The organism is Teichococcus globiformis (assembly GCF_042646265.1).
GTDB classification, from domain to species: Bacteria; Pseudomonadota; Alphaproteobacteria; order Acetobacterales; family Acetobacteraceae; genus Pseudoroseomonas; species Pseudoroseomonas globiformis.
Genome location: NZ_JBHRTN010000012.1, coordinates 1 through 19,135 on the forward strand (window position 1 = coordinate 1; position 19,135 = coordinate 19,135).

20 protein-coding genes and 1 pseudogene are annotated in these 19,135 nt (G+C 66.1%); 10 read left to right on the forward strand and 11 right to left on the reverse strand.

Translation table 11 applies throughout. The features are described from left to right. Positions 1–209: 209 nt before the first annotated feature. Positions 210–1,157, reverse strand: coding sequence for a YihY/virulence factor BrkB family protein (locus tag ACFOD4_RS13095; protein WP_379597076.1), 948 nt, complete (start codon positions 1,155–1,157; stop codon positions 210–212). Between the two features lie 542 nt (positions 1,158–1,699). Here ACFOD4_RS13095 and ACFOD4_RS13100 point away from each other — a divergent pair. The 7 genes from ACFOD4_RS13100 to ACFOD4_RS13130 all read left to right on the forward strand — a co-directional run bounded on the left by ACFOD4_RS13100 (position 1,700) and on the right by ACFOD4_RS13130 (position 9,149). After that, positions 1,700–2,578, forward strand: coding sequence for an oxygenase MpaB family protein (locus ACFOD4_RS13100; RefSeq protein ID WP_379597077.1), 879 nt, complete (start codon positions 1,700–1,702; stop codon positions 2,576–2,578). A 595-nt stretch (positions 2,579–3,173) separates the two neighbouring features. Next, entirely contained in the window at positions 3,174–3,830 is a 657-nt protein-coding gene (locus ACFOD4_RS13105; protein WP_379597079.1) for a hydrolase, read from the forward strand. A 158-nt stretch (positions 3,831–3,988) separates the two neighbouring features. Beyond that, the gene (locus ACFOD4_RS13110; protein WP_379597081.1) at positions 3,989–4,825 is read left to right on the forward strand and encodes an alpha/beta fold hydrolase; all 837 of its coding nucleotides are present in this window, start codon (positions 3,989–3,991) and stop codon (positions 4,823–4,825) included. A gap of 122 nt (positions 4,826–4,947) precedes the next feature. Beyond that, the gene (locus ACFOD4_RS13115) at positions 4,948–5,205 is read left to right on the forward strand and encodes a DUF1427 family protein (protein ID WP_379597082.1); all 258 of its coding nucleotides are present in this window, start codon (positions 4,948–4,950) and stop codon (positions 5,203–5,205) included. After that, positions 5,202–7,160 (forward strand): amidohydrolase, encoded by a 1,959-nt coding sequence (locus ACFOD4_RS13120; RefSeq protein ID WP_379597083.1) that lies wholly within the window; start codon positions 5,202–5,204, stop codon positions 7,158–7,160. The genes ACFOD4_RS13115 and ACFOD4_RS13120 overlap by 4 nt, the downstream gene beginning before the upstream one ends. A 2-nt stretch (positions 7,161–7,162) precedes the next feature. Next, positions 7,163–7,552, forward strand: coding sequence for a DoxX family protein (locus ACFOD4_RS13125; protein WP_379597085.1), 390 nt, complete (start codon positions 7,163–7,165; stop codon positions 7,550–7,552). Beyond that, positions 7,542–9,149 carry an MFS transporter gene (locus tag ACFOD4_RS13130; RefSeq protein WP_379597086.1) on the forward strand — a complete coding sequence of 536 codons (1,608 nt, stop codon included), beginning with the start codon at positions 7,542–7,544 and terminating at the stop codon, positions 9,147–9,149. The genes ACFOD4_RS13125 and ACFOD4_RS13130 overlap by 11 nt, the downstream gene beginning before the upstream one ends. Positions 9,150–9,621: 472 nt before the next feature. Here ACFOD4_RS13130 and ACFOD4_RS13135 read toward each other — a convergent pair whose 3' ends face one another. After that, entirely contained in the window at positions 9,622–10,629 is a 1,008-nt protein-coding gene (locus tag ACFOD4_RS13135; protein WP_379597087.1) for a hypothetical protein, read from the reverse strand. Between the two features lie 75 nt (positions 10,630–10,704). Between ACFOD4_RS13135 and ACFOD4_RS13140 the strand changes: the two genes are divergently transcribed. Beyond that, positions 10,705–11,340 carry a TetR/AcrR family transcriptional regulator gene (locus ACFOD4_RS13140; RefSeq protein ID WP_379597088.1) on the forward strand — a complete coding sequence of 212 codons (636 nt, stop codon included), beginning with the start codon at positions 10,705–10,707 and terminating at the stop codon, positions 11,338–11,340. Between the two features lie 74 nt (positions 11,341–11,414). Here ACFOD4_RS13140 and ACFOD4_RS13145 read toward each other — a convergent pair whose 3' ends face one another. Together ACFOD4_RS13145 and ACFOD4_RS13150 are read right to left on the reverse strand one after the other, a co-directional pair. Continuing rightward, positions 11,415–11,807: a RidA family protein gene (locus ACFOD4_RS13145; RefSeq protein ID WP_379597089.1), complete on the reverse strand. Its 393-nt coding sequence runs from the start codon at positions 11,805–11,807 to the stop codon at positions 11,415–11,417. Positions 11,808–11,897: 90 nt separating this feature from the next. Next, positions 11,898–12,044, reverse strand: coding sequence for a hypothetical protein (locus ACFOD4_RS13150; RefSeq protein WP_379597091.1), 147 nt, complete (start codon positions 12,042–12,044; stop codon positions 11,898–11,900). A 685-nt stretch (positions 12,045–12,729) separates the two neighbouring features. Here ACFOD4_RS13150 and ACFOD4_RS13155 point away from each other — a divergent pair. Continuing rightward, positions 12,730–13,131 (forward strand): RidA family protein, encoded by a 402-nt coding sequence (locus tag ACFOD4_RS13155; RefSeq protein ID WP_379597092.1) that lies wholly within the window; start codon positions 12,730–12,732, stop codon positions 13,129–13,131. Between the two features lie 91 nt (positions 13,132–13,222). Here ACFOD4_RS13155 and ACFOD4_RS13160 read toward each other — a convergent pair. From ACFOD4_RS13160 to ACFOD4_RS13175, 4 genes and pseudogenes are all read right to left on the reverse strand, one after another. After that, a pseudogene (locus ACFOD4_RS13160) lies at positions 13,223–14,219 on the reverse strand (L-dopachrome tautomerase-related protein). Between the two features lie 30 nt (positions 14,220–14,249). Further along, positions 14,250–15,263, reverse strand: coding sequence for a zinc-binding alcohol dehydrogenase family protein (locus ACFOD4_RS13165; protein ID WP_379597093.1), 1,014 nt, complete (start codon positions 15,261–15,263; stop codon positions 14,250–14,252). 25 nt (positions 15,264–15,288) lie between these two features. Then, the gene (locus ACFOD4_RS13170; RefSeq protein WP_379597094.1) at positions 15,289–15,507 is read right to left on the reverse strand and encodes a zinc-binding dehydrogenase; all 219 of its coding nucleotides are present in this window, start codon (positions 15,505–15,507) and stop codon (positions 15,289–15,291) included. Further along, a complete protein-coding gene (locus ACFOD4_RS13175; protein WP_379597095.1) occupies positions 15,480–15,917 on the reverse strand; it encodes a hypothetical protein in 438 nt (145 codons plus the stop codon). The genes ACFOD4_RS13170 and ACFOD4_RS13175 overlap by 28 nt, the downstream gene beginning before the upstream one ends. Before the next feature lie 133 nt (positions 15,918–16,050). Between ACFOD4_RS13175 and ACFOD4_RS13180 the strand changes: the two genes are divergently transcribed. Beyond that, complete coding sequence (locus tag ACFOD4_RS13180) at positions 16,051–16,932, forward strand: LysR substrate-binding domain-containing protein (protein ID WP_379597096.1); 882 nt, start codon at positions 16,051–16,053, stop codon at positions 16,930–16,932. 9 nt (positions 16,933–16,941) lie between these two features. Here ACFOD4_RS13180 and ACFOD4_RS13185 read toward each other — a convergent pair whose 3' ends face one another. From ACFOD4_RS13185 to ACFOD4_RS13195, 3 genes are all read right to left on the reverse strand, one after another. Then, on the reverse strand, positions 16,942–17,190 hold the full coding sequence (locus ACFOD4_RS13185; RefSeq protein ID WP_379597097.1) for a carboxymuconolactone decarboxylase family protein: 249 nt from the start codon (positions 17,188–17,190) through the stop codon (positions 16,942–16,944). Positions 17,191–17,487: 297 nt separating this feature from the next. Next, positions 17,488–18,246 (reverse strand): SDR family oxidoreductase, encoded by a 759-nt coding sequence (locus ACFOD4_RS13190; protein ID WP_379597099.1) that lies wholly within the window; start codon positions 18,244–18,246, stop codon positions 17,488–17,490. Positions 18,247–18,274: 28 nt separating this feature from the next. After that, positions 18,275–19,084, reverse strand: a complete 810-nt coding sequence (locus tag ACFOD4_RS13195) for an SDR family NAD(P)-dependent oxidoreductase (RefSeq protein WP_379597101.1) — start codon at positions 19,082–19,084, stop codon at positions 18,275–18,277. Positions 19,085–19,135: the final 51 nt, after the last annotated feature.

Here is a 19,135-nt window from a genome sequence, read left to right on the forward strand (position 1 = left end):
CGTACTTGCCGCCAAGCAGCTCCTGCAACGCCGCGCCGGCATTCGGGTCCGCGCGCTTCGGCGCCGGTAGCTCAGCCTGAAGCTTGTCCACGCGCATGAACATGGGGTCGTATCCTCAAGAGTTACGAGGGTCCAACGATGTTGCCGACGATAGGTTAGCGTCAGCTTGTCTTATTAAGATGCGGAGCCGTCGTCTCTTTCATCCCGGCTCAGGCTGTTTTGTCGGCCATGGCAGCGCCGCGCTGTCCCATTGGCCGTGCTTCTCCCGTTGTGGAATCCACGGTGGTCTGCCGTTCCATCTCCGCGTTGATCTCCGCGCCGACCAGGACAACGGTGGAGGAAAGCCAGATCCATGTCATGAAGCCGACCACTGCGCCCAACGAGCCGTAAGTCTCGTCGTAGCTGCCGAAGTTCGCGGCGTACCAGGAGAATGCCGCGGAAAAGAGCAACCAGCCCAAGGATGCAAAGGCGCCGCCCCAGCTTACCCACCGCCACCTGGCACGTTCACGGCTTGGTCCGTACCGATACAGGCAGGCCAGCAACGCCGTGATGCCGATCAGCAGGATGGGCCAACGTCCCAGGGCAAGGAGCCATTCCACCGCATTCCCCAGGCCGACGAAGTTCAGGATCAGCGGCACAACAACAATGGCCGAGATCGCCAACAGAACAAAGACGATGCCGGCGATGGTGAAGGCGAGGGAGACTGCCGTACGAAGAAGGAAGCCTCGCTTCTCCTTCTCCTCATATACGATGTTCAGGGCATCGAAGAACGCCTTCGTGGCGGCGTTGGCACTCCACAGCGCCGTGCCAAGGCCAACGGCCGCGCCGATCCCCAGAGTTCCATCAGCCTTGGACGCGACCCGCCTTGCCTGCTCCTCAACGATCTGCATGCCCCCGGCAGGAAGCACCTGCGAGAGCCCTTGCAGATGACCCGTGATGGTCGCGGGTTCAGCAACCAGGCCGTAAAGCGAAACCATGGCGGTGATGGCTGGGAACAAGGCCAGGAGGGCATAGAAGGTAATACCCGCAGCCTCGGTCAGAATCCTGTTCTCGGAGACCTGCTTCGCTGCTCGGCGAAGAATGCCCCACCAGCCGGCGCGTGGTATCTGCGTCGGGCTTGCTGCGTCATGGCCCTGGCTGTCAGGCGTGGCAGCCATGGAACGCGTCCCGTCCTGGGATGATTCTGAGGGCGGGGAGGCTGGTCTGCGGCGCAGCCCTGCGGCCATGAGGCCAGCGGTGGCGAGCGCACCCTGCAAGCTGGCCCGCGGCTTCCGGTGTTCTACCATCTTCATATCCGCTGATCGTGGCTGAATGAGATCACGACGTGAGGCCCGCTGAATAGTTGCGTCGCCCTAACGAGTCCTGTTCGCTGCGTTCGGCCTACCGTGCGTGGAGATCGATAAGACCGGGCAAGTCGTCTGATCCAATGTTGCGGCCGGTTGTTCTTGAAGGCGGCCAGTCCTGCGCGCCTTTCAGTAGATCGAAGTCCGATGCTGTAGGAGGCCTCGCTTGCTTCCGGCACACGCTAATGCGGCATTGCTCCCGGCCGCACGGACATCCGCTGCTGAACACGCGCAGGAGCCGCGAGCTCGCATTCAGGGCAGGGGCGACCGCCAAGCACGGTGCCGACGCCACCACGGCAGGATGACAGCCGCTGCGACGTCACCACATCTCAAGGATCATTGAGCAGGTGCACATCATGATGCCGTTTCAGCGAGCCGGCGTCGCTCTGGATCGTCTGCCGGACCTGCTGGCTCGTCAGGTCAAGCAAGCAATCGTCGGCGAGGTTGTTGGTCTCTTCAACGATGATTCACGCGGGGAGCGTCCGGTGACCCGTCGGCCCGACGGGCTGTTTGGTCCTCGGGCGGTGGCCTGGCGGGTGCATGGCGACGTGACGTCGATGATGCTGGGCGGCATTGCCGGGCTGTTGCTGCAGATGCTGCACCCCGCCGTGCTGGCCGGCGTCTGGGATCACTCGAACTTCCGCTCCGACATGCACGGCCGGTTGAGGCGCACGGCGCGGTTCATCGCCCTGACCACCTACGGCGGGCGGGACGAAGCCGAAGCCGTGATTGCCCGCGTCAACGCTATCCACGGGAAGGTGCGGGGCACCTTACCCGATGGAACGCCCTATGCGGCCACCGATCCTGCCCTGCTGGCCTGGGTACATGTCACCGAGACCAGCAGCTTTCTTGACGCTTGGCGGCGGTACGCCGAGCCAGCCATGTCAGGCTCTGACCAGGACCGGTACTTCGGAGAGATGGCGCAGATCGCCCACATGCTGGGAGCTGATCCTGTTCCTACCAGCCGTTCCGCAGCGCGTCGTCTGATCCAGGAGATGAAACCCCGGCTGGTCTACGATCAGCGCACACGCGACGTTGCGCGGCTTGTTCTGGACCAGCCCGCGCGGCACAGCTTGGCAGAGCCGGTCCAGACCCTGACAATGCAGGCCGCGATGGATCTGTTGCCGTCCTGGGCGCAGCGCATGCATGGCATGACTGTGCCGATTTTGGGTCGGCCGCTGATCCGTGCCGGCGCCCTGGGTCTGGCGACAACGCTGCGGTGGGCTTTCCGATAGCATCGGGGTGACCTTCTGGGAAAAGAAGGCACGGCTCTTCGGTTTCGATCAGTGCAGGGTCAGATCGTCTCGATGCCCGGCCTAGGAGCAAGAAGCATTGTTCTCCCTGAGCGCTGGGAAGGGCGCACTCCTCAACAGCTTCAAGGGGCGCTGAACTCAGGGTTTGCCAGGTTTGCCGGCGCGCCGGCCCTGCTGTGACGTCTGGTCGAGCTGAATCCGGCGGCCCGCGGTGTCGCTGAATGCGGGTGTCGGCTTCTGGTGCTGTCCCCCATCGGTTTGATTGGAAGCAGTAGCCGTGAGGGGATCATTTCCAACAGGCTTTGATCTTCGGCGGCGTGAGGCTGCGTTTGCTTTTTTACTGCCGACCCGCTGGCGCGCAGCCCCCGTGTCAGGATGCTGTAGACCAACTGGCACCAGGCGGCGCTCCGCCTGAGGGCTGCGCTTCATAGCAAGATCAACCTTTTCCTGGATGAATGACCGACCCGGTGGGGAGGAGGGATTGCAGGAATGCAATTTGGATCTTGCCAGATAAGGAATTTCATTGCTCGGAATCCCAGGCAATCTGTCTCCACCCCATTGTTCCTGGAGACACGAGATGACGATCACCGCCACCCCGACCCCCGGCAAGCTGCTGCTGAACGCCAACGACCACACGCTGGTCATGATTGATTTCCAGTCGCAGATGAGCTTCGCGACCAAGTCGATCGATGCCGTGGCGCTGCGTAACAACGCGGCCCTGGTGTCCGAGGCCGCCGCCGGCTTCGGCGTCTCCACCATCCTGACCACTGTGGCCGAGAAATCCTTCTCCGGCCCGATGTTCGAGGAAATCACCAGCGCCTTCCCGGGCCAGAAGCTGCTCGACCGCACTTCCATGAACACCTGGGAGGACGCCGCGGTGATCGAGGAAGTCAACCGCATCGGCAAGCCGCGCATCGTGCTGGCGGGCCTTTGGACCTCGGTGTGCATCGTTGGCCCGGCCCTTTCGGCGCTCGACCAGGGCTTCGAGGTTTATGTGATCGCCGATGCCTGCGGCGATATTTCGGAAGAGGCGCATGAACGCGCCATGGATCGCATGGTCCAGGCCGGTGCCCGCCCCATCACCGCCCTGCAATACCTGCTCGAGCTTCAGCGCGACTGGGCCCGCACTGAAACCTATGAGATGACCACCGGCATCGCCAAGCGCCTCGGCGGCGCCTACGGCCTGGGGATCGTCTACGCCAAGAGCATGTTCGGCGCATCCGAAGGTCACTGACGCAGGCCGCGATGGCCTCGAAAGACCAAGGCGCCCGTGACTGGCGGCAACCAGCCCGGCGGCGGGCCATCGCATTGGCGGCCGTGGTGCTCACCGCACCCGGCCCGCCTTGGACAGCAAGCGCAACCACGAGAGCCGATCCAAAGGAACCGAGCACCATGGCCTATGTCACCACCCGCGATGGCGTCGAGATCTTCTACAAGGACTGGGGCCCGAAGGATGCCCAGCCGATCATGTTCCACCATGGCTGGCCGCTTTCCAGCGACGACTGGGACACGCAGATGCTCTTCTTCGTTCAGAAGGGCTTCCGGGTCGTCGCCCATGACCGCCGCGGCCATGGGCGTTCCACCCAGGGCAGCGAGGGGCACGACATGGACCACTACGCGACGGACGCCTTCGCCGTGGCCGAGCATCTTGACCTGCGGAATAGCGTCCATATCGGGCATTCCACCGGTGGTGGCGAGGTCGCCCGCTACGTGGCCCGGCACGGCCAGCCGGCCGGCCGCGTCGCGAAGGCTGTGCTGGTCAGCGCCGTGCCACCGCTGATGCTGAAGACCGGGAACAACCCCGAGGGTCTTCCGATCGAGGTGTTCGATGGCTTTCGCAAGGGCGTCGCCGAGAACCGGGCGCAGATGTTCCTGGATGTTGCCTCCGGTCCGTTCTACGGCTTCAACCGAGCGGGCGCCGAAGTTTCTCAGGGCCTGATCCAGAACTGGTGGCGCCAGGGCATGATGGGCAGTGCCAAGGCGCACTACGACGGCATCAAGGCGTTCTCGGAAACGGACCAGACCGAGGACCTGAAGGCGATCACCGTGCCGACGCTGGTTCTGCACGGCGACGACGACCAGATCGTGCCGATCGCCGCTTCGGCGGAACAATCCGTCCGCCTGCTGCAGAACGGGACCCTGAAGGTGTACCCGGGCTATTCGCATGGCATGCTCTCGACCCATGCCGAGGTGATCAACGCCGACCTGCTCGCCTTTGTGAGAGGCTGACACCCTTCCTGAACCCCGCGGCGGGGAAGAATGTGCGCGCATCGTGCCGCCTTCCCCGGATGCCGGGAGTGGCCTGGCCGTGGCCGGCCAGCGTCCGCAATGCACCAGACGAGGTCTGCCGCATGAAACCCTATTTCCTGCCGCCCGGCGCCGGGCTCGCTGTGAGCGTGGCTCATGGCCGGCTGAATGTCCGCTCGCCTGCGGCTCCGGTGCCGGCCCTGTTCGGCCTCCCCACCATCCTGTCGGGCCAGCAAGCTGTTCCTGTGACGAAGCGCGGGCCGGCCGAGCACAGTGTCAGCCCGCCCCTCCCTCGGAACAAGTGTGTCGAGTACCTTTCCGGCCGGCTTTCCGGTCACAACAACGGGGATGCCGCCGGATGACCAACCCCACGCGCCGCACCCTCGCCGGGGGGCTTGCGGCCCTCGGCTTGGCCCTTTCCAACCGGAGCTCCGCCATGGCCGCCAATGCCCCCCCCGACATGATCCTGCACAATGGCCGGATCGCCACGCTGGACCGTGCCAACCCGGCACCACAGGCCGTGGCCATCACCGCAGGCCGCTTTTCCGCCGTGGGCGATGCGGCGGAGATCCTGCCCGGCGCCGGCCCGGGCACGCAGGTGATCGACCTCGGCGGCCGCCGCATGATCCCGGGGCTGATCGACAACCACATCCACATCATTCGCGGCGGGCTGAACTACAACATGGAGCTGCGGTGGGATGGCGTGCGCAGCCTGGCCGACGCGATGGCGATGCTGAAGGCGCAGGTGGCCGTTACTCCCGCGCCGCAATGGGTTCGCATCGTCGGGGGATTCACCGAGCACCAGTTCGTCGAGAAGCGCCTGCCGACGCTGCAGGAGATCAACGCTGCCGCGCCGGACACACCGGTCTTCATCCTGCACCTCTATGACCGTGCCCTGCTGAACGCCGCCGCGCTGCGCGTGGTGGGCTACGACAAGAACACGCCGGACCCGCCGGGCGGCGAGATCCAGCGCGGGCCGGACGGCACGCCCACGGGGCTTCTGCTGGCCAGGCCGAACGCCACCATCCTCTATGCCACCCTGGCCAAGGGCCCGAAGCTGCCCTTCGATTACCAGCTCAACTCCACACGCCACTTCATGCGGGATCTGAATCGGCTGGGCGTGACCGGCGCCATCGATGCTGGAGGCGGCAACCAGAACTACCCGGACGATTACGAGGTGATCCAGAAGCTCGCCGCAGACGACCAGCTGACGGTGCGCATCGCCTACAACCTCTTCACGCAGAAGCCAAAGGCGGAGAAGGAGGATTTCCTTCGCTGGACTTCAGAGAACAAGTACCAGCAGGGAGACGATTACTTCCGCCTGAATGGCGCCGGCGAGATGCTGGTCTATTCCGCGGCCGACTTCGAGGATTTCCGCGTCGAGCGCCCGGAGATGCCGCCGGAGATGGAGCCGGAGCTGGAGCAGGTGGTGCGCGTGCTGGTGCAGAACCGCTGGCCCTGGAGGCTGCACGCTACCTACGACCAGACCATCTCCCGCGCGCTTGACGTCTTCGAGAAGGTCAACCGGGAGATGCCTCTGGGCGACCTGCACTGGATGTTCGATCACGCCGAGACGGTGAGCGAGAGGTCGCTGGAGCGCATCGCGCGGCTGGGCGGGGGCGTCGCCGTGCAGCACCGCATGGCCTACCAGGGCGAGTACTTTGTGGAGCGCTACGGCGCCCGCGCGGCGGAGGCCACGCCGCCTGTGGCGAAGATGCTGGAAATGGGCGTGAAGGTTTCCGCCGGCACGGATGCCACCCGCGTCGCCTCCTATAATCCGTGGGTTGCGCTCTACTGGCTGACAACGGGCAAAACAGTCGGTGGGCTGCGCATGGCGCCCGAGCGCAACACGCTGGACCGTGAAACGGCGCTGCGCATGATGACCGAAAAGGTCGCCTGGTTTTCCAACGAGGAGGGCAGGAAGGGCCAGATCGCGGTGGGACAGCTGGCCGACATCGCCGTGCTGGACCGGGACTACTTCAACGTGCCCGGCGACGAGGTGCAGGACATCACCTCGGTTCTCACCGTTGTTGGCGGGCGCGTGGTGCATGGCGCGGCGGATTATGCCGGGCTCTCCCCGCCTCTGCCGCCCGCCATGCCGCACTGGTCTCCAGTCAACCGCTTCGGCGGCTATCAGGACCGGGCGGCGCGACGGGGGGAAGGGCGGAATGCCTTTGCCCGGGCTGTGGCGCGCTGCTGCGACACCGCCTGCGGCGTGCACGGGCATGAACACGCCCGCGCCTGGACCGCCACCACGCCGGCCGGAAAGGATAGCGGCTTCTGGGGTGCGCTCGGCTGCTCCTGCTGGGCCTTCTGACCATGGCCCGCTGGTACCCAATTCTCATCTGGCTCGGCCTGCTGGGCCTTTGCGCCGCCTATCTGCAGGGCGGGCTGAACAAGCTGCTGGATTATCCCGGCGCGGTCGCTGAGGCCGCGCATTTCGGCTTGCCGCTGCCGCCGCTTGTTGCGGCGGCGACCATCGCGCTGGAGTTGATCGCCAGCCTGCTGGTGCTCACCGGCCGGCTGCGCTGGCTGGGAGCGCTGGCGCTCTGCGCTTTCACCCTGGCCGCGACCTTTATCGCCAACCGCTACTGGAGCCTGCCTCCAGGGCAGGAGCGTTTCATGATGGCCAATGCCTTCTACGAGCATCTCGGGCTTGCCGGTGCCTTCCTGGTGGTCTTCGCCTGGGACCACGCCCGTGAGCGCTAAGCAACAAGGCGGCAGCTTCGCTCCGCTGCTGCAGCCGACCTTTGCGTTGCTGTGGGCCGCCACGGTGATCGGCAATGTCGGCAGCTTCATGCGCGACGTGGCCAGCGCCTGGCTGGTCACGGAAGCCGCTGCCGGCCCTGCCGCGGTGGCGCTGATCCAGGCGGCAGGTACGCTGCCGGTCTTCCTGCTGGCCATTCCGGCCGGCGTCATGGCGGACATCCTGGACCGGCGGAAATTCCTGTTGGCCGTGCAGGTGATGCTGGCCTGCGTGAGCCTGTCGCTGATGCTGCTGGCACAGGCGGGGTTGACGTCCGTGGCCGCACTGGCAGGGCTGACCTTTCTCGGCGGCATCGGTGCCGCGCTGATGGCGCCGACCTGGCAGGCGATCGTGCCCGAGCTGGTGCAGCCCAAGGACACCCGCAACGCCGTTGCGCTGAACTCCCTGGGCATCAACATCGCCCGCGCCATCGGTCCGGCTGCGGGCGGGCTGATCCTGGCCAGCTTCGGGGCCGCCGTGACCTATGGTGTCGATGTGGCCAGCTATGTCGTGGTCATCGCGGCCCTGCTGCTCTGGCGCCGTGCGCGGAAGGAGGAAGACCCGCTGGACGAGCGCTTCGCCGGCGCCTTCCGTGCCGGGCTGCGTTACGCTCGCGCCAGCCGCGAACTGCACATTGTGCTGCTGCGCGCCGCGTTGTTCTTCCTGCTGGCCAGCGCAGTCTGGGCTTTGCTGCCGCTGGTGGCGCGGCAGTTGCTGGGCGGCGATGCGGGATATTACGGCATGCTGCTGGGCGCAGTGGGGATGGGCGCCATCTTTGGAGCAGTGCTGCTGCCAAGGGTGCGTCAGCGCCTCGATACGGATGGCGTGCTGCTCTTCTCGGCCCTGCTGACCGCCGCTGTGATGGCATCGCTGGCCTTCGCGCCACCGCGCGCGCTGGCACCCTTTGTGCTGGTGCTTCTCGGCATGGCCTGGATCGCGGCGCTGACGGGGTTGAACGGCACGGCGCAGGCCATCCTGCCCAACTGGGTGCGTGGCCGGGCCCTGGCGGTCTACCTCACCGTATTCAACGGCGCCATGACGGCAGGCAGCCTGATCTGGGGGGCGGTAGCCGAGATGCTCGGCGTGCCCTGGACCTTGTGGACTGCGGCGCTGCTGCTGGCTGTTTCCGCCATCCTGCTGCGACGCATTCCGCTGCCGCGGGGGGAGGCGGACCTCACCCCTTCCAACCATTGGCCAGAGCCGCTGCTGGCCGCCCCGGTGGCGCAGGACCGTGGTCCCGTGATGATCCTGGTTGAGTACCGCGTCGCGCCCGAAGTGCGTGCAGACTTTCTGGCAACCATCCACCGGCTGTCCGCCACGCGCCGGCGTGACGGCGCCTATGGTTGGGGTATTGCCGAGGACGCCGCCGATCCATCGCTCATGGTGGAATGGTTCATGGTGGAATCCTGGGCCGAGCACCTGCGCCAGCACAGGCGCGTGGCGCAGGTGGATGCCGACCTGCAGATCGAGCTGCGGCGGTATCATACCGGGCCGGAGGCACCGCGCGTGCGGCACCTGCTGGCCAGCGACAAGGCAGTCTCGGCGATACCTGCGGCCTAACAGAGGCGCGTGGGAAGGCGAGAAGACTTGCCGCGAGGCTGATCCTTCCGGGCGGGGACGGTAATGGCCCGGCAGGATCCGTGACACCGGCAGCCGCAACCGTCGCCTGCCTCGCAGGTCCGGCGCGGCTGGTGGACTTTCCGGAAGTCGGGGTTGATCAAGGCGGAGCCGTTCGGCTCGTTCCCTGCATCCGGAACCGCGCCGGACACCCTGGGGCTGACGCGGGTCGGTTCCAGCCTCGCCGCCGAAGCCACCGGCTTGTCCGGCACCAATCGAGCGGGCGGCGTGGTGCCGCTGGTGGCAAGGTCCCGGCCCGACCTGGGGCAGGGTTCCGAGGAGGCGCCCGCAGCGATGCCGGAGAGCGGCGCTCTGCGGGAAGGTGGGTTAACGCCTCAGGTGCAGGCCGTGCTCCAGCGATCCAGTACCGGGCCGTCCTGCGGGAGCAGGCTTTTCTGCATCATCCTCTTCCTGATCACTGGGCCTCCAGCTCCAGGACTTCGCCACCGCACTTCACGAGGCGGGAAAGATAACGATCAGGATCGAGCAACTGGTACGGGAAGTACAATCCCGGCGGCGTGGCAGGCGCGCCATCAAGCCCGAGGAGCCTTTCCAGGATCATCGCCACTCCCATCCCGGTCAGCGGCGCTGCGCCTTCCCGATGAACAATCGCGTGGCGAGTGCGCAATGCGCGTCCCGCGTGATCTTCACCGGCAAGTTCGATGATGATCTCCGTCGACATTGCTTCGCCGCGGCGGCGGCTGGAACTGATGCCGGTTGCGATGTTGAACTGGACGTTCGGCGCGCCGGTCGCCGTTGCCAGTCCCGCCACGTCGATGGACGAGAAGCCGGAGGCTTCCATGCTGGTGCCATCGACGGCCCGGAACCTGGCCTTTGCATCCTCGCCGGAGCGCCAGATGTAGCCACCTTCGCGACGCGTCAAGGCGGCGGGCAAGGTGCTGTTCAACCGCTCGAAATCTTCGGCCACCGCCGGCCCGCCGGTGTCCTGCTCGTCGACCAGCGCTCCGATGACGATGTCGTCGATCCGGCCGAAGGCCTTGGCAAATCGAAGGGCTGGAACAGTTGTCGCCCCCACGAGCCATTCGTAGCCCAGGACGAGCGGCGAGACTGCCGGCCTGTGCATATAAGCCGCAACCTCCGGCGCGATTTCATAGATGCCCGAAGAAATGCTGAGGTGCGGCACGCCGCGCGCCTGCGCGAAGCGGAGCCCGGCAATCCTGTTGTCCGAGAAAAGTACGGCCACGGCCCGGATCGGGCGGCCGTCAAGGCCAAGATCATCCGCGGACAGGTCGATCGGGACGCCTTCTGCCTTGCCGATTCGGGCGGCGGCCTCCTCGGCCTTGGTGCGGTCGCGGCCCCCGATCAGCAGGGGCAGATCGGGTTGTGTGTCACGCAGGAACCGCGTGGTCCAGCCTCCTATGGCGCCGGAGCCACCCATGAGCAAAATGGGAGCCGATGACATTGCCAAGCCTCCTTGTGTCAAGCTACGAACCTACCATGAGTAGGTAGCGGGTCAGTTGGCTACTTTTGGTAGGTTATGCAAGGCGGGCATGAAGTGAAAAAGAACTGGCCGGCGGAAGGCGGGGATACGGCATCGCGCAGGCTTTCAAAAGCCGACCGGCGGCGTCAGCTGCTCGACACCGCGCTGGTGATTGTGCGCGAGGAGGGAGCTGATCGGCTGACTCTGGGGCACCTGGCCACACGCGCCGGTGTTTCCAAACCGGTGGCCTATGATCATTTCGGAACGCGGTCAGGCCTGCTGATCGAGCTCTACCGGTGGATCGACGTGGAGCGGGTCAATGCCTTCCGAGAAGGGATGAGGAATGGCGAGCGTAGCCTTGAGGAATGCGCGGGCGTTCTCGCCGCTGCCTATATCCATTGTGCGGCCGACAAGACGGACGAATTTCATGCGGTCGGCGCCGCGCTCGCGGGCAGTGAGGAAAAGGCAAAGGTTTTCCAGGAACTGCTGGACAACTCCGTCCAAATGTTTGTGTCGGTGCTGCAGCCTCACGCAGCCCTTCCGACACCGGAGTTGGAGCGGCGCTGCATTGGCCTGGTTGGTGCCGGCGAGGCACTCTCGGCCGCGCTGGTGCGCCACGCCTTGACCGAGATCGAAGCAGCCCAGGTGTTCGCGGCATTGATCCGGGGAGCGCTGGGCAGCGGCACGGGATGACGTGTTGGCTGTGACGTGTGGACGGGGCTCCTGGGTCCTAGCTGCGCTGATGCGGGGTTCCGGATTGTTGATGATCAGCGGGGAATGCGTGCGATGACTTTGATCTCAAAGTCGAATCCCGCAAGCCAGGTCACCCCGACCGCCGTCCAGTTCGGATAAGGGGCGGCTGGGAAAATCTCGGCTTTCACCGCCATGACCTTGCCGAATTGCTTCTCGGGATCGGTATGGAATGTTGTTACGTCAACAATATCGTCGAACCCGCATCCACCCGCCTGCAGGGTCGCCTCAAGGTTTGCGAAAGCCAGGCGCAGCTGGGCCTCGAAGTCTGGCTCCGGAGAACCATCGCTGCGACTGCCGACCTGACCGGAGACGAACAGGAGATCACCCGATCTGATTGCAGCAGAGTAGGTCTGCGATGTGTAGAGATCCTGCCGGCCAGCAGGAAAAACGGCGTCACGTTCGGCCATGGGGGAACTCTCCTGTTGCGGACCGCTGTGGGTGGTCCGGACGGCTCATCGTCGTTGCGTAGCCTGCCCTGCGACACGCTGGATCGGCAGTCAGCTGCGCGCCTCACGTTTGAAGAAGTAATGCAGCACGAAGTGGGCCGGGGAAACAACCGCAACCAGCTCCCATCCTTCAGCCCCCAGCTTCCCGAGGTCATCTGCTTTCAAGGTTTTCTCAACCACCAGATAGTCCCATTTCATGGTTCATCCTCCAATCGATATGGCGTCCACTCTGAACTGCGGCCATTCGCCAAAGCCCAGTGGGCATGAAGACGCGCTGGGCCGCACCCAAGCCCCAGGCGGTTCGCGACTCGGCATTTTGTCAGCGCCATCACCCGCGACAAGCATGACGGGCGCCTTCCATCATCACGATGATGGTCAACCCGCCCATCGATGACGGAAAGCGAAGAGCGATGGACAGCAGGCGCCTGGGCGAAGTGATCCTTCCGCGGAGATGGGCCAGCGGCCAGGATCGTTGAAGGCAGCGCGCTGTTCCGAACTCGATCCCCAGGTGCCACGTAAAGCCTTCTCCTGCTTGCCGTAGCCTCGCTCGTCTCTGCTATCCCCTTGAAGGTGCGCGTGCCTGTTTCGCAGCGGAACGATGCTGCGTGGCGCTCGATCGGCTGATGGGGCTTCCACTATTGGCTCTGCGCGATCTGTCCTTATGTCTCGGCTGATGCCAGCCAGCCGGCAGAGATGTGCGTGAGAGGTGAGGACAGAGGCCACGTTCCTCGCTCGACATTGATGGAGCCGAGGAGCTTCGGAGATGTCATCGCTCTGGTACCGCCGCATCTGCGCCATGGCGCCGAGCAGATCAGGCAGTCCGCAGCGTCGCCGATCCTGCTCTGGGACCGGGACGGATCGAGTCCAACACGGGAGACACACGATGGACAAACCGGAATTCTTCGTCACCGGCGGCTTCGGTCAGCGATTCCGCGAAGCCTTGCATTTCTCGACCGCCGTGAAGATCGGCAACCGCGTGGAGACGTCGGGACAGGGCGGCTGGGATGACGATCTCAACATTCCCGAAGCGATCGAGGATGAGATCACCGCTGCCTTCCGGAATATCGGACTGGTCCTGGCGGATGCGGGCGCAGCCTGGGACCATGTTGTTCACGTCAACACCTACCACGTCGGCGGCTTCCCCCCCATCGTCAACCAGACGATCCTTGCCATGTTCCGGCGCTCCATGCCGAACCACGCACCGATCTGGACCCAGCTCGGGGTTGAGGCCCTGGGGCTGCCGGCCATGCGCTTCGAGATGCGCGTTACGGCCGTGATCGCCTGAACAGGCACCGGGTGCCTGGGGCCTGCGCGGGCGGCGCCTCAAAGCGGCCGGCCGATCCTGGCCCTGTTCATGCCGGGAGCCGCAGCGCCAATCACCGGTGCGGATGTGGTCCAGGAAGGGCTGCCACCGCCCGTCCGGAGTCATCGACGGATGCTGTTATGCCCGTAATCGCCGGCATAGAGGCGGCACTGGTCATCCGCCTCCAGCCCGTCCAAGGCGCCCTTCTCACCGAGGTCCCGTACCGCGGCGGCAACAGCGTCCTCGCTGGCCGTGTGGTCGGCACCGCGAAGAGATGGTGGCTGGAGAGCGGGCAGTAGAACAGCGTCTTGCCATCGGCCGAGAGAGCGATGCCGTCGGAGGCGACGCGGAAGGGCTGCGCCGGCGGGCCTCGCCGGGGCACCGCCATGATCTCGCCCTCCACCAGCGGCACGAGGGCGAGGTCGGGCATGGTGGAGGGGTGGCCGGACGGGCGTCGCCAGGCCGCGCCACTGTCCAGATCGACCACGATGATGCCGCCAGGGCCGGAAACGGAGGAATCGGTGATGTAGGCCATCCCCGCCACACCCCTGCCGCAGGTCGAAGCGCACGTCATTCACATAGGTCGTCGGCAGCACGGCGCTGTCTGGCAGGACGATGCTGCCGATGACCCGGTTGGTGGTCAGGTCCACCGCCACCAGCTTGGTGCCGCCCGGCACCGGCGGCGCGAAGCCCGGCGCCGCGGTATCGAGGTCCCAGAGCCGGTGGGCAGGATCGACCACCACGCTCAGCAGCGTCTCGCTGGGGCGGTCGCGGTCGGCGCGGTTGATGGCCGCATCCGGGAAAGGCACCACCCAGCCGGCGCGGATCTCGCCCACGGTGGAGAGCGCGTCGTCACCCCATTGTGGGTAGTTGACGAAGCTCCGGACGTGGGCGGAGACGGTGACGCCGGTCGGCATCGGTCCGTCGCGGAACTCATGCACCAGCTCGATCTGTCCGATCGTGCCGGCGGCGGGTTGATCCGCACGGAGCGGCCGCGCCGGAATGCTCCGGGCGCGCAGCGGGCCGGGCGCGAATGCAGGCAGGGACGCGGCGGATCCGGCCAGGGCCATGCGACGGTTGACCGTGGGCCCGTCGCCGCCTCAGAAGCCGCTCAGCACGGTCTTGCCGATGCCGCCGCCGCTCTCCAGCAGGCGGTGGGCACGGCGCAGATTGGCGGCGGTGATGGTGCCGTAGTCCTGGTGCATCGTGGTACGCAGCAGACCGGCATCGACCAGCGCAGAGATCTCGGCCAGAATCTCGCCTTGTCGTGCGATGTCGGCGGTTCCGTAAAGCGGTCGGGTGAACATCAGTTCCCAATGCACCGACAGGCTCTTGCGCTTGAACGGCACGATGTCGAATTGTGCCGGGTCGTCGATCATTGCCAGCGCGCCCTGCGGCGCGAGCGAGGCGATGATGGCGTCACGATGCCGGTCTGTCGCGGTCAGTCCGGCGACAAAGCGCACCTCGGGGATGCCAATGGCGGCCAGACCCTCATTCAACGGCTCACGATGGTCGATGGTGTGGTGTGCGCCCATCTCTTTCGTCCAGGCGATGGTCTCGGGGCGGGAGGCAGTGGCAATCACGGTGAGCCCGGTCAGCCGCCGCGCGATCTGCGTCAGGATGGAGCCGACGCCGCCGGCGCCGTTGACGATCAGCAGTGCGTCGCCGCTTGTCTTGCGTCCGTAGGAGATCTGTAGCCGGTCGAACAGCAATTCCCAGGCGGTCAGCGAGGTCAGCGGCAGGGCGGCGGCTTCCGCGAAGGACAGGCTGGCCGGTTTGCGGGCGGCAATGCGCGCATCCACGGCATGATATTCGGCATAGGTGCCGGGGCGGTCGATGCTGCCGGCATAGAAGACTTCGTCGCCCACGGCGAAGCCGGTGACCGCGCTGCCCACGGCCTCCACCGTACCGGCGGCGTCATAGCCGAGGATGCGGTGAGTGCCGGCGGGTGGGGTGGCGCTGGCGCGCACCTTGACGTCAGCCGGGTTCACCGAGATGGCAGCGACCTTCACCAGGATGTCGTACGGGCGCAGCTCGGGAATCGGCAGTTCGATGTCCTGCAGCGACCGCTCATCATCGATTGGCAGAGGGGCGTCGAAGCCGATGGCTTTCATGGGAATGGTCCTTGCTGTGAGGGGATCACGCGATGTCGATCACGACCTTGCCCTGGGCACGGCCGGATTCGAGGAAGTGGTGGGCGTCGGGCGCGGTGGCCAGGTCGAAGCGCGCAGGGTCGATCAGCGGGCGCAGCGTCCCGGCCTCCACCAGCGCAGCGGCTTCGCGCAGGATGCGACCGGGCTGCTCGCGGTGCAGGTCGTACAGCATCGGGATCAGCACGAAGACGACGTGGAGCGACAACGCCTTGCTGTGCAGGGGGAGAGGTCGTGGGTGCTGCGCGCGGCTGTGGCGGAAACCCTGCCGCCTAGCGCCGCCGCCTCAAAGGATCCGTCGAGATTGGCGCTGCCCACCGTGTCGAACACCACGTCGAAGCCGCGCCCGCCGGTGAGGGTGGCCAGCAGCATCTGCCAGGATGCCAAGGCTATGGCGCTCGCGGCGGGCCGGCCGTGGCGCAGATGCAGGATGCAGACAGCCCGGCAGGCGGCGCCCGCCGCGAAGCGCATCGCGGAAAACCAGAGCGGCGTGACATGCGCGAGCCCCGCCTTCATCACCGGCCAGTTAGCGCCCCAAAGCAAGATCGCGCCAACGAGGCCGAAGACCCAGGCCGGGCTTCGGTCAGCGGCGCGGTTCAGGGCAGCGATGTGTTGCATCCGGCACGTTCCAGACTGGCGTAGCGGCAATCTGGACGTCGGCAGGCAACAAGGAAAGCGTATAGATCAAATCGTTGCCAGTAGATTTCCTGCTGGATTATGCCTAGCTTCAGCGCGCCAGGAGTGTCCGCCGATGCGCTACCCCGATCTCGAGATCGACCTGCTGCGCGCCTTCATGGCTGTCGCCGAAGCCGGCAGCTTCACCGCCGCCGCCGAGGTGGTCGGCCGCTCTCAATCCGCTGTCAGCCAGAAGGTGCTGCGGCTGGAGGAGATTCTCGGCCACCGGGTCTTCGACCGTACCAGCCGCTCGCTGAGCCTGACGCCGGAAGGGGAGACGCTGCTGGTCGCAGCCCGGCGCATGGTGGAGTTCAACGACAGTATTGTCCGCCGCATGCGCGAGCCGGCGCGGGCAGGACTGCTGCGCCTAGGCATCTCGGAAGATTTCATCCCGGCGGAGTTGCCGCAGCTGTTGGCGCGCTTTTCCCGCCTGCATCCTGGCGTGCGGATCGACCTGATGACAGGGCTGAGCTGCGAGTTGCTGGCGGCGCATGAGGCCGGCACCCTGGATGCGGTGATCGCCAAAAAGGACGGCGCCGCCCAGCGTGGCCGCGTCATCTGGCGCGAGCCGCTGGTCTGGATGGCAGCGACTGACTACCGGCTCGACTTCACCCGTCCGGCGCGGCTGGTGATGTTGCGTCCGCCCTGCACCTATCGCGAGATCATGGTGGCGGCACTGGATAATGTGCGGCGGGAATGGGTGGCGGCCTGTACCGCCAGCAGCCTGATGGGCGTGCAGGCCGCCGTGGCAGGCGGGTTGGGCGTCACCGTGCTGGGCCGGTCCTTTGTGCAGCCGGGCATGCAGATCCTGACCGCGCCGGAGCATTGGCCCGCTCTGCCGATGACGGAGATCACCGTGATCGGCGAGGAGGGCGAAGCGCGGTATCTGGTGGAGCCGCTGGTGGGCTTCCTGACCGAAAGCCTGGCCAAGCGGCGCGCCGAGGTGGTGGCCGCCTGACAGGCACGTTCAAACTTCGGCGGACGCCGCGAAGGCGTCCAGCGCGCAGGTGGAGTAGACGATCGCCGCGCCGGCATTGATGCTGACCGCCACACCCAGCGTCTCGGCCAGTTCGGCCTCGGTGGTGCCAGCCTTGCGAGCGGCATCGGTGTGCACGGTGATACAGCCGTCGCAGCGCAGGCTGATACCGACGGCGACCGCGATCAGCTCGCGCGTCTTGGCATCGAGCTGGTTGGTCGTCTGCCCGGCGGTGCTCATCGCGCCATAGCCGCGAACGGTGTCCGGGCTCAGCTTGGCAGGCCGCCGACGCCGGTGCCGACCTGCTGGCGATAGGTGTTCCAGTTCATCATGTGTTGAATGGGTATGCTCCTGGGGTTGGTGAGGGTGGATGTTGCCCGTCGCCGACCCTTCTCTCGGGCAGGACGCCGGCGCGGCAACGCAGAGCTCAGATTCTTGCCAGCAGCTTTGCTGATGGATTGGCGGAACGCGTCGCGCGGCGGTCGAGTGCGATGGCGATCAGTTGCAACAATCCGGCGATGACGCCGATGCCCCAGACTATGCCGGGATGGGGTCGGTGATCATCGCGGTGTTGAAGTCGTTGATGAGCTTGTGCTCGCCCGCGCCTGGATTGTCGCGGATCGTGCGGATGGCATCGACCACGATCTCCTCCTCGTCGCCGGCGAGCTTCTCCATCGTCTCGGCGATGAAGGCGTCGAGCGACATGGCGCGCGGGTCGCCGCTCCTGCGGATTAGGTCGGTGTCCACCCAGGGAGGCGCGATCTCCTGCACCCGCACAGAGGTGTCACGCAGCATGAAGCGCTGCGACAGGGTAAAGGAATGCAGCGCCGCCTTGCTGGCCGAGTAAACCGCGTTGCCGGCCAAGGGCAGGTAGGCCAGCACGGAAGTGTTGTTGACGATGGTGGCGCGTGGCTGCGCCTTCAGGTGCTCGATCAGCGCCGAGGTCATGCGGATGGGCCCGAGCAGGTTGGTCTGCAGGATCGCCTGGCTGACCACGTCGTCCAGCGGCTTCGACGGATCGTCGAAGGGCATGATGCCGGCGTTGTTGATGAGCACGTTGAGCGCCGGGAACTCCGCCACCAGCTGCGCCGCGGCGGCGGCGATGCTGTCGCGGTCTGCGATGTCGAGCTCGATGCCCGCCATGCCGCGGTTGGCCGCGGCGACTTCGTCCAGCAGCCTGCGGCGGCGGCCGGCGATGATGACCTGGTTGCCCAGGCGGTGGAACGCCTCGGCGAGCGCGCGGCCGATGCCGGAAGTGGCGCCGGTGATGAAGATGGTGTTGCCGGTGAGTTGCATGGTTCGTGGTCCTGGAATGCGGTTCGGATCAGGCGGCGACAGCGGCGGCGCGGTATCGCGCGGCGGGTTCGCTGCGGGAGAGGTTGGGCAGCATCGCTTGGCGGGCGGCCTCATAGGCCTGCCATTGGGCGAGGTCAGGGAGCGCGGGAATGGTGACCAGCTCGCCGGCATCCAGCCCGGCCAGCGCGGCATCCACCATGGCGCTGGCGGGCATGACGATCTCGCCCGGCAGGTGCTCGACCGCCGTGCCGGCGATGCCCCAGAAATCGGTGGCCGTGGCACCCGGCAGCACCGCCTGGAGGCGCAGGCCCTTACCCGCCAGTTCGTGGTGCAGCGACTGGGTGAAGGCCAGCACGAAGGCCTTCGCTCCGCCATAGACGCCGTTCAGCACCTCCGGCCCGATGGCTACGATGGAGGCGATGTTCACGACCGTGCCACGGCCGCGCGTCACCAAGGCGGGCGCGGCCGCATAGGTCAGCCGCATCAGCGCCGTCACGTCGAGGTCGATCATCCGCTCCATGGCGTCGACATCGGCCGAGAGCAGCGGTGCGGTGGCGCCGACGCCGGCATTGTTCACCAGCATGGTGAGGCTGGCATCAGTGGCCAGCAGCCGCTCAACCGATCGCAGGTCGGCCTTGTCGCCCAGATCAGCGGCGACGACCTCGACCGAGCGGCCGGTGCGGTCAGCGATTTGCGAAGCCAGCGCCGCCAGCTTGCCGCGGTTGCGCGCCACGAGGATCAGGTCGTGGCCGCGGACGGCCAGGCGATCCGCGTAGATCGCGCCGATGCCGGAGGAGGCGCCGGTGATGAGTGCTGTGCCGAGAGGAGAGAGGCTCATGGGTCTAGGTCCTGTCCGTGGCTCGCGTGCTTGCCGCCCGGTGTGACCTCA